We start from the raw sequence: 17,007 nt of genomic DNA, 5'->3' as shown, positions 1-17,007 counted from the left end.
CCCCCGCTCACCCAGCTCCCCGCAAGCTCACGAAAGGCCCTCCCCCCCCATGAAGACCATCACCCACTGGATCGGCGGCAAGCCCGTCGAGGGCACCTCCGGCCGCTTCGGCCCGGTCTACAACCCAGCCACCGGCGCCCAGGAGAAGCAGGTCGCGTTCGCCACCGTCGACGAGGTCGACGCCGCGGTCGCCGCCGCCAAGGACGCCTTCGAGAGCTGGGGCAGCTCCTCGCTCGCCAAGCGCACGGCGATCCTGTTCAAGTACCGCGAACTGCTGGACGCCCACCGCGACGAGATCGCCGAGCTGATCACCGCCGAGCACGGCAAGGTGCACTCCGACGCGCTCGGCGAGGTCGCGCGCGGCATGGAGATCGTCGAGCTCGCGTGCGGCATCTCCGTCCAGCTCAAGGGCGAGCTGTCCACCCAGGTCTCCACCCGGGTCGACGTCGCCTCGATCCGCCAGCCGCTCGGCGTGGTCGCCGGCATCACGCCGTTCAACTTCCCGGCGATGGTGCCGATGTGGATGTTCCCGCTGGCCGTCGCGTGCGGCAACACCTTCGTCCTCAAGCCCAGCGAGAAGGACCCCTCGGCCTCCTTCCGCCTGGCCGAACTGGCCGCCGAGGCGGGCCTGCCGGACGGTGTCCTGAACGTCGTGCAGGGCGACAAGGTGGCCGTCGACCGCATCCTGGAGCACCCGGACATCGAGGCGGTCTCCTTCGTCGGCTCGACCCCGATCGCCAAGTACATCCAGCTCAAGGCCGTCGAGCACGGCAAGCGGGTGCAGGCCCTGGGCGGCGCCAAGAACCACATGCTGGTACTGCCCGACGCCGACCTGGACTTCGCCGCCGACCAGGCGATCAACGCGGCCTACGGCTCGGCGGGCGAGCGCTGCATGGCCGTGTCGGTCGTGGTCGCGGTCGGCGACACCGGTGACGAGCTGGTCGCCAAGATCGCCGAGCGGGCGAAGAACCTGCGGATCGGCCCCGGCGACGACCCGGCGTCCGAGATGGGCCCGCTGATCACCCGCGAGCACCGCGACAAGGTGGCCTCGTACGTGGCGAGCGCCGCGCAGCAGGGCGCGGAGGTCGTCGTCGACGGCACCGGCTACACGGTGGACGGCCATGAGAACGGCTTCTACCTCGGTGTCTCGCTCCTCGACAAGGTGCCGGTGACGGCGGACGCGTACCGGGACGAGATCTTCGGCCCGGTGCTGTGCGTGGTCCGCGCCGACACCTACGACGACGCCATCGAGCTGATCAACTCCTCGCGCTGGGGCAACGGCACCGCGATCTTCACCCGGGACGGCGGCGCCGCCCGCCGCTTCCAGCTGGAGGTCAAGGCCGGCATGGTCGGCGTCAACGTGCCGATCCCGGTCCCGGTCGGCTACCACTCCTTCGGCGGCTGGAAGGACTCCCTCTTCGGCGACCTGCACATCTACGGCAACGACGGCATCGCCTTCTACACCCAGGGCAAGGTCATCACCACGCGCTGGCCGGACCCGGCCGACGCCGGTATCAACCTCGGTTTCCCGAGCAACTCCTGACCGACCGTTCCAGCACCTGACCGACCGTTCCAGTGGGAGGTACGTCCATGGCGAAGACCGGCGACCGGGCCCGTGGCGGGACGGCACCCGCCCTCGGTGCGCTGGACTTCGCCCTGGACCGGGGCAGTCCGGTGCCGCTGTACTACCAGCTGGCCCAGCAGCTGGAGGCGGCGATCGAGCACGGTGTCCTCGCCCCGGGCAATCTGCTGGGCAACGAGGTCGACCTGTCGGTGCGCCTCGGTCTGTCCCGCCCCACCGTCCGCCAGGCCATCCAGTCCCTCGTCGACAAGGGGCTGCTGGTCCGGCGGCGCGGGGTGGGCACGCAGGTGGTGCACAGCCAGGTCAAGCGCCCGCTGGAACTGAGCAGCCTCTACGACGACCTGGAGGCGGCCGGGCAGGGCCCGACCACTCAGGTGGTGCGCAACGAGGTCGTCCCGGCGCCCGCCGATGTCGCGGCGGCGCTGGGCGTGGCGGAGGGCGGCGAGGTCATCCTGCTGGAGCGGCTGCGCTGCACCCACGGCCAGCCGGTCGCCCTGCTGTGCAACTACCTGCCGGCGGGCCTGCTCGACCTGGACAGCGCCCGGCTGGAGTCGACCGGCCTGTACCGGATGATGCGTGCGGCCGGCATCACCCTGCACAGCGCCCGCCAGACCGTCGGCGCCCGTTCGGCCACCGCCGAGGAGGCCACCCGCCTCGACGAGAAGGAGGGCGCGGCGCTGCTGACCATGCAGCGCACGGCATACGACGACACCGGTCGGCCGGTGGAGTACGGGACGCACATCTACCGGGGGTCCCGGTACGCGTTCGACTTCCAGTTGCTGGTCAGGCCGTGACGCCCGGCGCGGTGCCGTGAGGTGGCGCGGTGCGGCCGAGCGGCATTGACTCTGGGGCGCGATGGGGGCAAAGTCGTATGTATACGTCGTAAGCATACGACGGTCGAGGAGTCGGGTCCATGAGCCAACCGACCACAGTCCTGATCACCGGCGGGGCCGGCTTCATCGGCAGCCACGCGTGCGTGGAACTGCTCGACCACGGCTACGAAGTGATCGTCGTCGACGACTACTCCAACAGCACGCCCCAGGTCTTCGCCCGGGTGGAACGGATCGCCGGCCGCTTCGTGGGCGCCGTCTACGAGCTGGACATCCTGGACCGGCAGGCCCTCTCCGCCGTCTTCGACCGGCACACGGTCGACGCGGTCATCCACTTCGCCGCCCGGAAGTCCGTGAGCGAGTCGACGTTCCGGCCCATCGAGTACTACGACACGAACGTGGGCGGCATGACGGCGCTGCTGCGGACCATGCACGAGCACGGTGTGCACCAACTCGTCCACTCCTCGTCCTGCTCCGTGTACGGCGAGGCCGGCAGGGGGCCGCTCGACGAGGCCGTCCCCGCCCGGCCCACCAATCCCTACGCCGCCTCCAAGTGGACCTGCGAGCAGATCCTCGCCGACGTGTGCCGCCGCCGGCCCGAGTACACCGTGCTGTGCCTGCGGTACTTCAACCCGGTCGGCGCCCACCCCAGCGGACTGCTCGGTGAGGACCCGCACGGCACGCCCGACAACCTGATGCCGTACCTGGCGCAGGTGGCCATCGGCAGGCGGGAGCGGCTGCGCGTGTACGGCGACGACTACCCCACGCCCGACGGGACCGCGATCCGCGACTACCTCCACGTCATGGACACCGTCGAGGCGCACCGGCTCGCCCTCGACCACTTCGGCGACGCGCCGGGCATGCACGTGTACAACCTCGGACGGGGCCGGGGCAGTTCGGTCCTCGACGTCATCGGCGTGTTCTCACGGACGTGCGGCAGATCCATTCCGTACGAGATCGCGCCACGCCGCCCCGGCGACGTCGCCGAACTCGTCGCCGACTCCTCCGCCGTGCGGCGCGCCTGGGGCTGGCGTCCCGTCCGGGACCTGGTGGACATGTGCCGGGACGCCTGGCGCTTCCAGCGGCTCAACCCGCAGGGCTACGCGGACTCGGCCCGTCGGCCCGACGGCCGGGGGAACAGGAACGGCACCGTGACCCGCGACCGCGGCTGAAAGGCCCGTACGACGGCCCCTCACCGGGGTCGGGCACGGCCGGCGACGCGGTCCGCGCGCGGCGCTGCCGCCCTGCCCGACGGGCGGCACGACATGCGGCGCGGCGCCATCCTGCCTAGCATCGGCACAGTAAGCCCGTGTTGGCGCGTACCGCAGACTTCGGTCCATACCGTTCGGGGTGCTTGCCCTTGTTGCCGGCCCACCGCCTCATGACCGCCCAGGTCGTGCTGGCCGGGGCCCTGACCGGCATGTACATGACCTTCCCGGCGGCCCGTGAGCCGCTGTGGGTCCTCATCGCTCTGGCGGGTGTCGCCGGCATCCTCACCGGTGTGCGTCTGCACCGGCCCGCGCACCGCTGGCCGTGGTGGATGTTCGCCGCCGGGCTGCTGGCCTCCGCTGCCGGTGACACCTACGCCAAGGTGCGGGAGACGTACTTCCACGCGCCCACCACGTTCCCGTCCCCGGCCGACGCCTCCTCCCTCGTCGTGTACGCCCTCCTGATCGCGGGACTGTTCGGCCTGGTGCGCCACCGCTGGGTGGGCCGCGATCCCCCCGGCCTGCTCGACGCGCTGATCATCACGGCCGGGATCGTCCTTCCGGTATGGGTCTATCTGGTGCAACCGCTGACCCGGCTGGAGGAGCTCACCTGGCAGCAGCGCGCCATCAGCATCGCCTACCCGCTCGGGGGCGTCCTGGTGCTGGCCCTGCTGGTCCGGCTGCTCGCCCCCAGCCGCGAGGAGGCACGCCCCAACCGCGCCGTGCAATTGATCGTGGTGGGCACGGGCACGATGCTCTGCTGCGACATCGCCTACGCCACCCTTCGGCTGGACGAGGTCGCGCAGGCGGGCACACTGCTGGACTTCGGCTGGATCATCTTCTACACGGCCTGGGGGCTGGCCGCGCTGCACCCCTCCATGACGGAGCTGACCGCGTCGGAATCCCCGTCCCAGTCCCTGCTTCCGCCCTGGCGCCGGCTTCTGCTGCTCACGGTGGCCACCCTGATCCCGCCCGCGGTGCTCGTCCACGAGGAGAGCGTGGGTCACGTGCACGACGCCACGGTGCTGGCCGTGCTCTCCGCCGTGCTGTTCGTGCTGGTGATCCTGCGGCTCGCGATGATGGTCGTCGCGCACCGCATGGCCGTGGCGCGTGAACAGGCACTGCGCACGGCGGCCGCCTCCTTGGTGGGGGCGTTCTGGCCGGAGGAGATCGCACGGGCCTGCGACACGGCGGTCGCCGCGCTGTTCAAACCCAACGTCCAGCACACCACCAGGGTGCTCTCGGCCCAGCAGGCCGAAGACCTCTACGCGCGTCTGAGCGGTAATGAGCCGGCAGGGCGCGGCCGGGCGGGTTGCCTCGCCCGGCACCGCACCGTCATGGTGCCCGTCGCGGCGCTCGGGCCCGACCTCGCCGCACAGTTCGCGGACGTTCCGACCGTTCTGGTCTGCCCGATGGTCAGGCCCGGCCGTCCGGCCGGCACGGAGACCGCGGGCGTGCTGCTGGCCGGTGGGCCCGAGCGGCAACTCGCCGAGATGCGCGGCTCACTGGAGATCCTGGCCTCGCACGCGGGCCTGGTGACGGAACGCATCGCGCTGCGGCGGGAGATCACCCGCAAGGAGAGCGAGGCGTACTTCCGCACCCTGGTGCACAACGCCTCCGACGTCATCCTCATCGTCGACGACGACACGACGGTCCGTTACGCCAGTCCGTCCGCGCGCGCCGTGTTCGGCGGTGCCTACCTGGTCGGGACCGAACTGCAGGCGCTGGTGGCTCCTCAGGAGCGCCACCGGGTGAAACGGACCCTGACCGCCCTGCTGCACGACGGGCGGCAGGAGGTGCACGACCACTGGTGGGTGGTGCGGGGCCCGGACCGCCTGGAAGTGGATGTGCACTGCCGTGACCTGCGGCAGGACCGGACCGTGGGGGGTCTGGTCGTCACCCTGCGGGACGTCACCGAGCAGCGCAGGCTGGAGCACGAGCTCACCCAGCGCGCCTTCCACGACTCCCTGACCGGTCTGCCCAACCGGACGCTGCTGCTGGAGCGGACCGAGCGCGCGCTGCTGCGCGGCCGGCGGGAGTCGGCGGTCACGTGCCTGCTCTTCATCGACCTGGACGACTTCAAGATCGTCAACGACACGCTCGGGCACACGGTCGGCGACGGGCTGCTGTGCGCCGTGGCGGAGCGTCTGTCGGCAACCCTGCGCCGTACCGACACGGCGGCACGGCTCGGCGGCGACGAGTTCGCCGTGCTGATGGAGGACGCCAAGCAGCCCCTGGACTCCGAGTTGCTGGCCGCGCAGGTGATCCAGACGCTGAACCGGCCGTTCCAGCTGTCGGAGGCCACGGTGAGCGTCTCCGCCAGCGTGGGCGTGGCCACCGCCCAGGACACCACGGACGCCAACGAACTCCTGGCGCTGGCCGATCTGGCCCTGTACGCCGCCAAGGCCGCGGGAAAGCGGCAGTGGCGGCGCTTCGAACCCCAGCAGCGTGTCCGGATGGTCGAGCGCCACGACCTCAAGGCGCAGATGGACGGAGCGATCGCGCGAGGTGAGTTCGCCCTCTGCTACCAGCCGGTCGTGGACATCGCCGCCGGTGACGTCGTGGGCTTCGAGGCGCTGGCCCGCTGGCCCCATCTGCCCACCGGACCAGTCCCGCCGGGGCAGTTCATCCCGCTGGCCGAGGAGTCCGGGCACATCTCGATGCTGGGCGCGTGGGTGCTGCACCGGGCCACGGCCGACATCGCCCGGTTGCAGCGCCGGATCCCGCTGCCCGCGCCGCCGTACCTCAGCGTCAACGTGTCCGCCCGGCAGTGGGGGGACATGAGCTTCCTGGACGAGGTGTGCACGGCCCTGGACGCCGCCGGCCTGGTCCCGGGCACGCTGCAGCTGGAGCTCACCGAGTCGGTGCTCATGCAGCGGACCGATCAGATCGACGAGGTCATCCGCGAGCTGAAGGAGGTCGGCGTGCGCATCGCGATCGACGACTTCGGCACCGGTTACGCGTCGCTGCGCTATCTGCGGGACTTCCCCATCGACGTACTCAAGATCGACAAGACGTTCATCGACGGCATCCCGCAGGACTCCCAGCAGGTGGCCCTGGTCGAGGCCATCCTCCGCCTCGCCGACACGCTCGGGCTCCAGGTGATCGCCGAGGGCATCGAGGAGCAGGAGCAGCGGGAGCTGCTGGCCGACATCGGCTGCCGCTTCGGACAGGGATATCTGTTCGCCCGGCCGATGACGGTCGAGGAGGGAGAGCTCGTGCTGCGGCAGCGGGCCCGTGGCAGCGGCGGGGCCCCTTTCCCGGACACCGCCGCCGGCGAGCAGAGCCGGCCACCGTGAGACGGCGTGACCGGCGACGGTGACCACGCCCCACCGTCCGTGCGTCCGTCCGCGAGGGCCCATGCGGCGGGCCGGTGACGACGAGTGTGGCTGTCCCGTGCGCACGGTGACGATCAGCGTGGCTTCCCCGTGCGCACGTGGTCGGCGGCGGGCGCCGGCTGGGCGAGCCGACGGGCGGGCCAGGTGTCGGCGGGCATCGGAAGGCTGTCGGGCCCGGTGCCGCGCAGCTGCCGCACGTACTGCTCCCGCGGCACGAGGACGCAGCCCAGGGCGCGGACGTGCGGGCTGTCCCGCTGGGCGTCGAGCAGTACGCCGCCGGCCTGCGCGAAGCGCACCGCGAGGTCGTACACGGCGACCTTCGAGGCACCGGGACGGCGGAAGAACATCGAGTCCATGCTGAAGACCGGTCCGACGCGGAGGCCGAAGACGCCGCCGACGAGTTCGCCGTCCTCCCACACCTCGACACTGTGCGCGTGGCCCAGTTCGTGCAGGCGGACCAAACTGTCGATCAGCTCTTCGGTGAGCCACTGCGGGACACGGCCGGCGCGGCACTCGCGGACGACCCGCTCGAACCGGCGGTCCAGGCTGGTCGACCACGGCAGCCGGTTGCGCAGCCGCCGGGCGAGGCTGCGGCTGAGGTGCGCGGCCGAGACGGGCAGGACCGGCCTGGGGTCGGGCGACCACCAGGAAACGGCGTAGGGATCGGCCGACTCGTCCCCCACCAGCTGGATGCGGCCCTCCTGGACCTGGTCGGCGTAGAGCACCTCGTTGAGGGCGCGGGTGTACTCGTCGGGGGCCGGGAACGGATAGAGGCCGGCCCGATAGGCCGCTAGCAGGCTGGCGGGACCGAGGTCGGCGCAGAAGGCCACCGGACCGTCGGGGGCCGCTGCCCGCACGTCCAGCGCCTCCCAGCCGGGGCATCGGCTCACCACTGTGCCGCTCCCTGCCCGTGGTCGCGCACCGGCCGTGCGTGGTCGGCCTCTTCGAGGAAGTCGATGTGGCGGTCCAGCATCCGCGCGTCCACCGGCGGGATGTCGATCCCGGCGTCCCGCAGCGCCCACTCGGCGTTGCCGCGGGTGAACTGGGGGAAGACGCCCTCGAAGTACATTTCGCTCACCGTGATGTCGGCGCCGTGGCACCGGTCGACGAAGAGCGGGACGAACGGGGTGATCGGGTCGGTGGGATGCCCGGCCGCGTACGTCACCAGAGCGGCGATCCACTCGTCGTACGGCAGCTCCTGGACCGGGTAGCCCCGACGGCGCAGGCGCTCCGCGAGCGCGTGCAGCAGCGTGGGACGGGGGTTGGTGAGGTGGTAGACCTCGCCGTGAGCGCGATGGCGGGTGGAGATGTGTCCCATGGCGCGGACGAGGTGATCGGCCGGCAGGAAGTCCAGCGGCAGCCTGACATCGGGGCACAGCCCGGTCCGTGCGATGAAGTCGATCAGGGCGGCCATCTCGCTGCCGGTGTTCATCACGCCGGTACCGCTGCTGCCCGTGATGTCCATCAGCCGGTACAGGGCGACCGGCAGGCCCGCGTCGGAGGCCCTCTTCAGCAGCGCCTCGGCGACCCACTTGGTCTCCACGTATCCCACCGACAGGTACTCGGGGTAGCTCAGCGGCATGTCCTCCGTCACCTCGCGCACCCCGGCCGGCCCGAATCCGGCGAGCACCGCCATGCTGGAGGTGAAGTGGACGGGCACGGCCCTGCCGGCGGCGAGGCGGATGACCTCGTACGTCCCCTCGACGTTGGCGGCGCGCAACTCGTGGTACGGGTAGATGAAGTTGACCTGGCCGCCGAAGTGGTACACGGCGTCGATGGTCGCTCCCAGCTCCTCGAACCGGCTCGGGGACAGGCCCAGTTGGGGCTTGGCCAGGTCGCCGACGACGGGCTGCACGCGCGCGCTGGACAGTTCGCTGAGGACGTACCGCCGGTGGCTCGCGCGGATCCGCTCCATCCCGTGCTGGTCGTCGGAGGCCCTGACCAGACAGAGGATCCGTCCCGTCGTCCTGCGCAGCAACTCGTCGATCATGTACGCGCCGCAGAAGCCCGTCGCCCCGGTGAGGAGGACGTCGCCGGGGTGCGTGGGGTCCGGAGCCGGCGCGTCACGGCCCACGACCGGCACGGGCCGATCGGTCTCGGCGGCGAAGTCGACGGCTCCGCCTCCCGGGTGGGCCAGGGTGCCGGCCCGGGCCTGGCGCACCGACTCGGCGAACGCGGCGAGCGTCGGATACCGCAGCAGTGAACGAGTCAGGTCGCGGATCTGTTCGACGCCGATGCCGAACATCACGCGGGTCCGGGCGAGCATCTCCATGGCCAGCAGCGAGTTGCCGCCCAGCTCGAAGAAGTCGTCCTGCGGACGGACGTAGTCGACGTCCAGGATCTGGCCCCACAACTGGGCCATGCCCTGCGGCACCGGGCGCTCGTCGCCGCCTGACCTCGTCGCCGGGGCCGCGGGTTCGGGCGCGGCTCTGCGGTCGAGCTTTCCGCTCGGCGTGACGGGCAGCCGCTCCACCGCGTGGAAGGCCACCGGGATCATGTAGTGCGGCAGTACCTCGGCGAGCGCCGACCGCAGCCGTGCGCGCAGCGCCGCCTCGCCGCCGACTCGCGGCGTGGTCGGCGTGTAGTACGCGACGAGGTCCCGGGTGTCGTCGTCGCGCGGCCGGGCCACCACCATCGCCTGGCCGATCTCCGGGCGGGAGACGAGCGCGGCCTCGATCTCGGCCGGGTCGACCCGGAACCCGCGGATCTTCATCTGGTCGTCGACCCGCCCCAGGACTTCGAGGTTGCCGTCGGCGCGGCAGCGGCCCAGATCCCCGGTGCGGTACATCCGCTCCCCCGGCGCGGAGCCGTGCGGGTCGGGAAGGAACTGCTGGGCTGTCAGGGCGGGTTCCCCGCGGACGCCGCGCGCCAGTCCCGGGCCGCCGATGTAGATCTCGCCGCGCTCGCCCGGCGGCACCGGGCGCAGGTCGGCGTCGAGGACGTGGACGCGCGTTCCCTCCAGCGCCTTGCCGACGGGGGCGACGGCGGTGTCCGGTGCGGAGAGCACTTCCTCGGTGAGGTCGCACAGCGTGGAGGTGATGGTGGTCTCGGTGAGCCCGTAGGCGTTGACGAGCCGCGCGCCGGGGATCCTGCGCAGAAGGGCACGGCAGTCCTTGGCGGTGACGATCTCGCCGCCGACGATGACGAGCCGCAGCGACGCCAGGCTCGCGAAGCGGTCCGGGACGGAGAGGACCCGGTGCCAGTAGGCGGGGGTCAGGTCGGCGACAGTGATCCCGTGCTCGGGCAGGCGGCGCAGCAGGTCGGTGGGTGCCCATGTCCGCGTTCCCGCGAGGACGAGCGTCGCGCCGCTGATCAGCGTGGCGAAGATCTGCTCCAGTGAGGTGTCGGAGCCGAGCGCCGCGGCGTGCAGCACCCGGTCGCCCGGCGTGAGCCCGTACGCCCGGGCCACCGTGGTGAGCGAGTGGGTCAGCGACCGGTGAGTGATCATCACGCCCTTGGGAGGTCCGGTGGACCCGGAGGTGTAGATCACGTAGGCGAGGTCGTCCGGCCGGGGGCGATGTGCCGGGGGTGGTCCCTCCGGCGGTGCGTGCGGGGCCGGCTCCCCGGCGTCGATGACCCGCGCCTCACACTCGGCGAACATCGGGGCGTGTTCCCGGCTCGAGACGACGAGGCGGGAATCCGTCTCCGCGACCAGTCCGGCCATCCGCTGCCGCGGTGTCGCCGGGTCGAGGGGCAGGAACGCGCCGCCGGAGGCCAGCACCGCCAGCAGTGCGACGACCAACTCGGGTACGCGGTCGAGGCACACGGTGACGACGGACTCCGCATCGACGCCCGACGCCCGCAGTTCACGGGCGAGCCGGTCGGCGCGGCCGGCCAGTTCGGCGTAGCTGAGCCGGCCCTCGTCCGAGAGCACCGCGAGAGCGGACGGTTCATGCCGCGCCCGCTTGCGGACCAGATCGGGAACGGTGTCCGGCCCGGGTGCCGATGCCGGGGGCCGCTCGGCGCGGGCGCTCGCGGGACGCATGTCGGTCCACAGCCGGTCGACCAGGCCTGCGCACTTGGCAGGGGTCGCCGGTTCGCCGACCCGGTGCCACCCGGCCGGAACCGGGCGGTCGGCGGACCAGACGGCGTACTGCTCCTCGTCGTTGCGCAGCACGACGCACCGCGCTGCCGACCCGGCCGACCGGTGCTCACGTTCCGTCACCTTGGGTCTCCTGCCTCGCGGGGCGTCCTGCGGAGCAGGACCCGCGGCCCTCGCGGGAGAGGGCCGCCGCCATCACCGCTTCCCTTTCGCGGGCGTCCCGAGGAATCCGGGGAGACGGCCGAGCGGCGCCGAGAGGACGAGGTGCTCCGCCTCCTCGGCGCTGACCGGCTCGGCGAAGAGGTAGCCCTGGCCGAACCGGCAGCCCATGGAGATCAGCAACTCCTGCTGCCTGACGTTCTCCACTCCTTCGGCGATCACCGTGAGTCCGAGTGTGTCCGCGAGGTGGGTGATGCCCTCGACAAGGGCGTACTGCTCGGGCGAGCGCCCGAGTTTGTCCACGAACGACTTGTCGATCTTGAGTATCGAGATCGGGAACTCACGCAGATAGCTCAGCGACGAGTAGCCCGTTCCGAAATCGTCGATCGCGATCCGGATACCGAGGTCGGTGAGCGACCCCATCTCGGCCAGAATACGTTCGTCGTTGAACATCAGCACACTCTCGGTCAGTTCCAGGACGAGAGAGGACGGTTCGATGCCGGAGAGATCCAGGGCGCGCTGGATCACGTTGTAGAACTCCTCGTCCCGGAACTGACGGGGCGACACGTTCACGCTGACGTAGGGCACGGAGCGGTCCGGCGTCCCCTCACGCCGCACGGAGTTCTCCCACCGGACCGCCTCGGCCGCGGCCTGGTCGAGCACCCAGGCGCCGAGCGGGACGATCTGCCCGCTTTCCTCGGCCAGCGTGATGAACTGCTCCGGCAGCACCATGCCGCGCGTGGAGTGGGGCCAGCGGACGAGTGCCTCGAAGCCGGCGATCCGCCCGCTGGTCAGCTCGACGATCGGTTGGTAGAGCACCATGAAGGACGTCTCGATCGACGAACTGTCCAGGCCCTCCTGGAGTTTGGCCCGCTCGGCCATGCCCCTTTGCAGTTCCGGGTGGTAGCGGCGCCACTGGCGCTTGCCCGCCGTCTTCGCCGCGTACAGCGCGAGGTCGGCGTGGCTGAGCAGTTCCACCGAGTCGATGCTGTCGTCCGTCGTCGCCACGCCGACGCTGGCGTACGTGCCCAGCGGTCCCACACTGAGCCGGAACGGCTCGGCGAACACGCTCATCACGTGTTCGGTGAACCGCTCCACGCCCTCGGGTGTCATGGAGCCCTCCACCAGGAGGGCGAACTCGTCGCCGCCGATGCGCGCGACGGTGTCGGAGGCGCGGACCGCGGTCTGTAGCCGGAGCGACAGCGCGACCAGGAGTTCGTCGCCCACGCTGTGGCCGTGTATGTCGTTGACGACCTTGAAGTTGTCCACGTCGAGGAAGAGGACGCCGACCACCGTGCCGTCGCGCTGGGCCTGCACCAGGGCGTGGCTGACCCGCTCCTGGAAGAGCACGCGGTTGGCCAGGCCGGTGAGCGAGTCGTGGAACGCCTGGTGGGTGAGTTCGCGTTCCAGTTTGCGTTGTTCGGTCACGTCCCGCAGGGTGAGCACCACCCCTCCGACGGTCGCCTCCCCCCGCAGGTCGCTCCACCTCACCTCCACCTCGATGGACGCCCGGTCGGCGCGGATCATGCTCCAGTGCTCGCGGCTGCTCTGGTACTCGCCGCTCCGTATCCGGCCGAGCGTCTCGACCACCGCGCGGCTGTCCTGCGGGGGCACCAGATCGATGAGGTGGGTGCCCTCCAGATCGGTGAAGCCCAGCATCTCGGCGGCGGAGGGACTGGCGTAGCGGACCCGGTCGTCGTCGTCGAGGATCAGGATGACGTCGGAGGCGTTCTGCACCAGTGTGCGGAAGTAGGCCTCGCTCCTGCGCCGGTTGACCTCCTCGGCGAGGGCCAGCCGCGTCACGGCCAGCGCCGTCTGCGCGGCGAGGGTCGCCAGCGTGTCGCGGAGCACCAGCAGGTCGGGCTCCTCGCCCGCCACGATCAGCGCCCCGATCACCGCGTCGCCCGAGGGATGGTCCTGCGCGGTGAGCGGGCAGACCAGCGCGTGGCCGGCGCGCGCTCGTTCCTCGCCCCGGCCCGTGAGGTGGGTGACGAGATCGGGCCCCACACCGTCGAGGGCCACCAGACGGCTCTCGCCGGACGCGGCCAGTTCCCGCACGGCCGCGGTCCCCCGCGCGGACACGGGCCCGTCCACGCGGCCGTGCGCCCCGTTCACCCACAGGGTGTTCTCCGGCAGGATGAGCAGCGCGGAGTGCGAGGGGACGTGCGCCGGCATCAGCTCCGTCACCGCGGTGTGGACGGCGGCGGCCACGTCCCGCAGGTCGCCCGCTCCGCCCAGCGACGACACCGCGATACGCAGCACCTTCTCCCGGCCGACCGCCCGCCGGTGGGTCACCACCACGCCCGCCAGGCGGTAGAGCACGAGGACGAAGAGCACCGCGGAGAACGCCCCGATCACGCCGACGTTGGTGCGCACGCCGCGTACCGCGTCGATCAGGAGGATGGCCGGCGCGATCAGCGACGCCACGGCGAGCAGGCTCAGCCAGCCCAGGCCGGCCTCGGCGCGCACCGCCGCCGGCCGGGTCAGCGACCGCATGGACGGATCGAGTGCGGCGGCCGCCCACGCGCCGTACAGGACGGCCCAGCCGAGATCGACCAGGGTCCCGGTACGCCAGGTCCCGTTCAGCTGGATCAGGCCGTAGGCCACGTCGGCGGTGAGCAGGCCGACCGTGCCCGCGGTGAGGAGCATGAGCGAGCGGCTCTTGCCGCCACGGCCGGCGAGCAGGCGGAGCAGCATCGCCAGAACGAGGATGTCGCCGAGTGGATAGGCGATGGAGAACGCCTTCTGGACCCAGGTGAGGTCGGTGACGCGGGCATAGGGCTCGATGAGGAAGAGCCACGACAACAGCGCCAGGCCCACGGTCAGGGTCAGCGCGTCGATGAGGCTCGCGTGGTCGCGCCAACTCGTGCGCCAGCGCACGAAGCCCAGTAGCCCGGCCGCGTAGAGCGGATAGGCCGCGAGGTAGAAGCCGTCGGCGATCGATGGGAACACGTTTTGACCGTGGAACTGAATGAGGATGATCTGAGCGGCCTGACCGGCGGCGAAGGCGAAGTTTCCCGCGGCGAGCAGCAGCCAAGGAACCCGATGTGCCGGGCGGTTGAGGAAAACGCCCAGGAGGATACCGATGACGCCGGTCGCTCCGATGGCGACGAAGATCAACCGCTGTGCCGGAAAGATGTAATAGACCACGGTCAGTACGACGATGCATATGCTGACGCCGGCCGTCGCGGCAGGGCTTCGCACGCGGGCGTTCACCCAAACTCACCTCCTGGAATGGCCACTCCCGGACGGGCCGAGCTGGGCGAACGGCACCACGGAGACGGCGCGGAAGCCCGTGGGGCCGGGTGACAGATCGGCCCGGCAGAGGCAATGTCCCCGGGGCCGGAACTCGTCCCTGGGTCACCTATCAACACGATCACCTGTATACGCGGTCGCCGGTATGTCACGGTCGCCGGTACGCGGGCTCCTTCTCGCCGGGACATCGACGTGTCTGGCATCCAGCTTACTCGGCTCGCCACTTCCCGCACGCGCACGGAATGCGCGTCCCGTCGTGCGAGGTACCGCGCCGTCCGGGAAAATGGAGAGGTCGCCGTACCGGAAAAGCAACCGCGCCGTCCGGGAAAAGAGGTAGCCGTACGGAAAAAGCAGAAGGAGGCGCAGCCGTCCGCGGAGCGCCCTGCTGCCCGGCGGTGTTCACGCCCCTGACGGAGCGGCGGGAGCGGCTGGAGAGGACGGGGATCGATGCCGGTCCCACGCCTCCCGCTGACGGGTGCTCCGGTACGGCCCCGAGGACAGGGCGAATGCCGTCTCGACGAGCGTCAGATGGCTGAAGGCCTGGGGCGCGTTGCCGAGTTGGCGTCCGGCGTCGGGATCCCACTGTTCCGACAGCAGTCCGACGTCGTTGCGGGCGGCCAGGACCCGCTCGAAGGTCCGGCGGGCCTCGGCGGCCTGCCCGGTGGCGGCGAGGGCGTCCGCGTACCACAGGGAGCAGGCGAGGAAGGCGCCCTCACGGCCGTGCAGGCCGTCCACGTGGTGGACACCCGCGCCGCCCGGCGCGTACCGCCGCAGGAACCCTCCGTGCACCAGCCCCCGCATGGCCCGTACGGTGCCGCGGACCCGTTCGTCCCAGGGCGGCAGGAAGCCGAGCCGGGGCATCAGCAGCGCCGAGGCGTCCAGGGCCGTCGAGCCGTAGGACTGGACGAAGGACCGCTGCCGTCCGTCCCAGCCCCGGCTCAGGACCTGCCGGTGCGCCTGGTCCCGCAGGGCCCGCCACTGGGCCGAGGACCCGTTGCGGCCCAGCGCCCGCGCCATGCGCAGGGCGCGGTCCGCGGCCACCCACACCATGACCTTGGAGTGGACGAACTGCCGCCGTGGCCCGCGCACCTGCCACAGTCCGTGATCGGGTTCCTGCCAGTGCCGTTGCAGGAATCCCATCAGCGCCTCGACCAGGTCCCACACATGGGCGGGCATGGGCACGCCCGCCCGCAACGACAGCAGCAGCGCGTCCAGGACCTCGCCGTAGGCGTCGAGCTGGAAGTGACCGACCGCGGAGTTGCCGAACCGGACCGGCCGCGACCCCTCGTAGCCGGGCAGCCAGGGCGCCTCCGTCTCCGGCAGCAGCCGCTGTCCGCGCAGTCCGTACACGGTCTGCAGATCGGCCGGGTCACCCGCGACCGCCCGTACGAGCCAGTCCAGCCAGGCCCAGGCCTCCTCCCGGTAGCCGCTGCGCAGCAGACAGGACAGGGTGAGGGTGGAGTCGCGCAGCCAGCAGTACCGGTAGTCCCAGTTGCGTTCGCCGCCGATGCACCCTGGCAGCGAGGTGACCGGGGCGGCGACGATGCCGCCCGTGGGTGCGTAGGTGAGCGCCTTCAGCGTGATCAGGGACCGGACGACGGCGTCCCGCCACGGCCCCCCGTAGAGGCAGCGACCGGTCCAGCGGAGCCAGAAGTCGCAGGTCTCCTTCAGCATCGTCTCCGCGGGGACGGCCAGCGGCGCGGGACGATCGCCCCAGTGCGAGGGCGCCCATACGAGTGTCAGGGCCAGCCGTCGGCTGGCCGGGACGGTGAACTCCAGGACCGTGGTGTCCGCGTCGTCCCGCACGCGCACGGGGCCGTCGGTCCCCAGCCATACGGCGTCGGGCCCGGCGACCGCGACGGTGCACTGGCCGGTGCCCCGCACCCAGGGCACCACGCGGCCCTGGTGGAAGCGCAGGCGGAGAGCGCTGCGCATCCGCACCGATCCCGACAGGCCTTCGACGACGCGGACCAGGCAGGGGAGTTGGGCCCGGGGCGGCATGAAGTCGGTGACCCGGACCGTGCCCGTGCCGGTCTCCCACAGGGTGTCCAGAACCAGCGTGTCGGGCCGGTAAGCGCGGTGCGTGCACCGGTTCCGGCTCAGGGGAGCGACCCTCCAGAACCCGTTCTGCTCGGTGCCGAGCAGCGCCGCCAGGCAGGCGGGAGAGTCGAAGCGTGGCAGGCACAGCCAGTCGACGGAGCCGTCCCGGCCGACCATGGCGGCGGTCTCCATGTCGCCGAGAAGGGCGTAGTCCTCGATGGGCGGGGTCATGAGGGCCGCCCCGCAGCCCGGGGGCGGGACGGGACCGGCGGCAGCGGCAGCTCTGCCACCGGCCCCGTCCGTGGCGGCGGCACCGGCGGGCCGACGGTCGCGCCGTCCAGCCGTCCCGGGCCGGGGACGAGTGTCCCGTACCGCATCTCCATCATCCCCAGAGGAGGCAGAAATCGTATATTTACGGCGTATACGTACATCCTTGCGCACAAGGGTGTCCTCGTCAATGAGAGTGCGACCCGCCAGGACCACTCACTCCCCTTCGCTGCGTTGACGACGTATACAGAGGCAGTCGCCCCAGAGGTGCGTAAGGTCGAGCGGC

General features: G+C 71.4%; 8 protein-coding genes. 4 read left to right on the top strand and 4 right to left on the bottom strand.

What is annotated here, in order from left to right; all coding sequences use genetic code 11:
- Positions 1-49: 49 nt before the first annotated feature.
- From ACFPZJ_RS34955 to ACFPZJ_RS34940, 4 genes are all read left to right on the top strand, one after another.
- Positions 50-1,543, top strand: a complete 1,494-nt coding sequence (locus tag ACFPZJ_RS34955) for a CoA-acylating methylmalonate-semialdehyde dehydrogenase (protein WP_381030268.1) — start codon at positions 50-52, stop codon at positions 1,541-1,543.
- Positions 1,544-1,590: 47 nt separating this feature from the next.
- Positions 1,591-2,376 (top strand): GntR family transcriptional regulator, encoded by a 786-nt coding sequence (locus ACFPZJ_RS34950; RefSeq protein WP_381030265.1) that lies wholly within the window; start codon positions 1,591-1,593, stop codon positions 2,374-2,376.
- Positions 2,377-2,495: 119 nt separating this feature from the next.
- Positions 2,496-3,584 carry a UDP-glucose 4-epimerase GalE gene (gene galE / locus ACFPZJ_RS34945; protein WP_381030263.1) on the top strand — a complete coding sequence of 363 codons (1,089 nt, stop codon included), beginning with the start codon at positions 2,496-2,498 and terminating at the stop codon, positions 3,582-3,584.
- A gap of 209 nt (positions 3,585-3,793) precedes the next feature.
- A complete protein-coding gene (locus ACFPZJ_RS34940; protein ID WP_381030260.1) occupies positions 3,794-6,919 on the top strand; it encodes an EAL domain-containing protein in 3,126 nt (1,041 codons plus the stop codon).
- A gap of 113 nt (positions 6,920-7,032) precedes the next feature.
- Here the strand turns inward: ACFPZJ_RS34940 and ACFPZJ_RS34935 are convergent, their stop codons facing one another.
- The 4 genes from ACFPZJ_RS34935 to ACFPZJ_RS34920 form a co-directional block, all read right to left on the bottom strand.
- Complete coding sequence (locus tag ACFPZJ_RS34935; RefSeq protein ID WP_381030258.1) at positions 7,033-7,848, bottom strand: leucyl/phenylalanyl-tRNA--protein transferase; 816 nt, start codon at positions 7,846-7,848, stop codon at positions 7,033-7,035.
- Positions 7,845-11,123, bottom strand: coding sequence for an amino acid adenylation domain-containing protein (locus ACFPZJ_RS34930; protein ID WP_381030256.1), 3,279 nt, complete (start codon positions 11,121-11,123; stop codon positions 7,845-7,847). Before ACFPZJ_RS34930 ends, ACFPZJ_RS34935 begins: the two co-directional genes overlap by 4 nt.
- A 72-nt stretch (positions 11,124-11,195) precedes the next feature.
- Complete coding sequence (locus tag ACFPZJ_RS34925; RefSeq protein ID WP_381030253.1) at positions 11,196-14,309, bottom strand: putative bifunctional diguanylate cyclase/phosphodiesterase; 3,114 nt, start codon at positions 14,307-14,309, stop codon at positions 11,196-11,198.
- Between the two features lie 504 nt (positions 14,310-14,813).
- The gene (locus ACFPZJ_RS34920; RefSeq protein WP_381030251.1) at positions 14,814-16,685 is read right to left on the bottom strand and encodes a glycoside hydrolase family 15 protein; all 1,872 of its coding nucleotides are present in this window, start codon (positions 16,683-16,685) and stop codon (positions 14,814-14,816) included.
- Between the last annotated feature and the right edge of the window lie 322 nt (positions 16,686-17,007).

Source organism: Streptomyces bullii, from assembly GCF_042657145.1.
Classification (GTDB): Bacteria; Actinomycetota; Actinomycetes; order Streptomycetales; family Streptomycetaceae; genus Streptomyces; species Streptomyces bullii.
Note: the sequence above shows the minus strand (reverse complement) of the source record. Positions and strands in the feature narration are given on the sequence as shown.

Coding starts and splice junctions, on each gene's coding strand:
- ACFPZJ_RS34950 (WP_381030265.1), top strand. CDS start 1,591: ATGGCGAAGACCGGCGACCGGGCCCGTGGCGGGACGGCACCCGCCCTC.
- galE (WP_381030263.1), top strand. CDS start 2,496: ATGAGCCAACCGACCACAGTCCTGATCACCGGCGGGGCCGGCTTCATC.
- ACFPZJ_RS34955 (WP_381030268.1), top strand. CDS start 50: ATGAAGACCATCACCCACTGGATCGGCGGCAAGCCCGTCGAGGGCACC.
- ACFPZJ_RS34920 (WP_381030251.1), bottom strand. CDS start 16,685: ATGACCCCGCCCATCGAGGACTACGCCCTTCTCGGCGACATGGAGACC.
- ACFPZJ_RS34940 (WP_381030260.1), top strand. CDS start 3,794: ATGACCGCCCAGGTCGTGCTGGCCGGGGCCCTGACCGGCATGTACATG.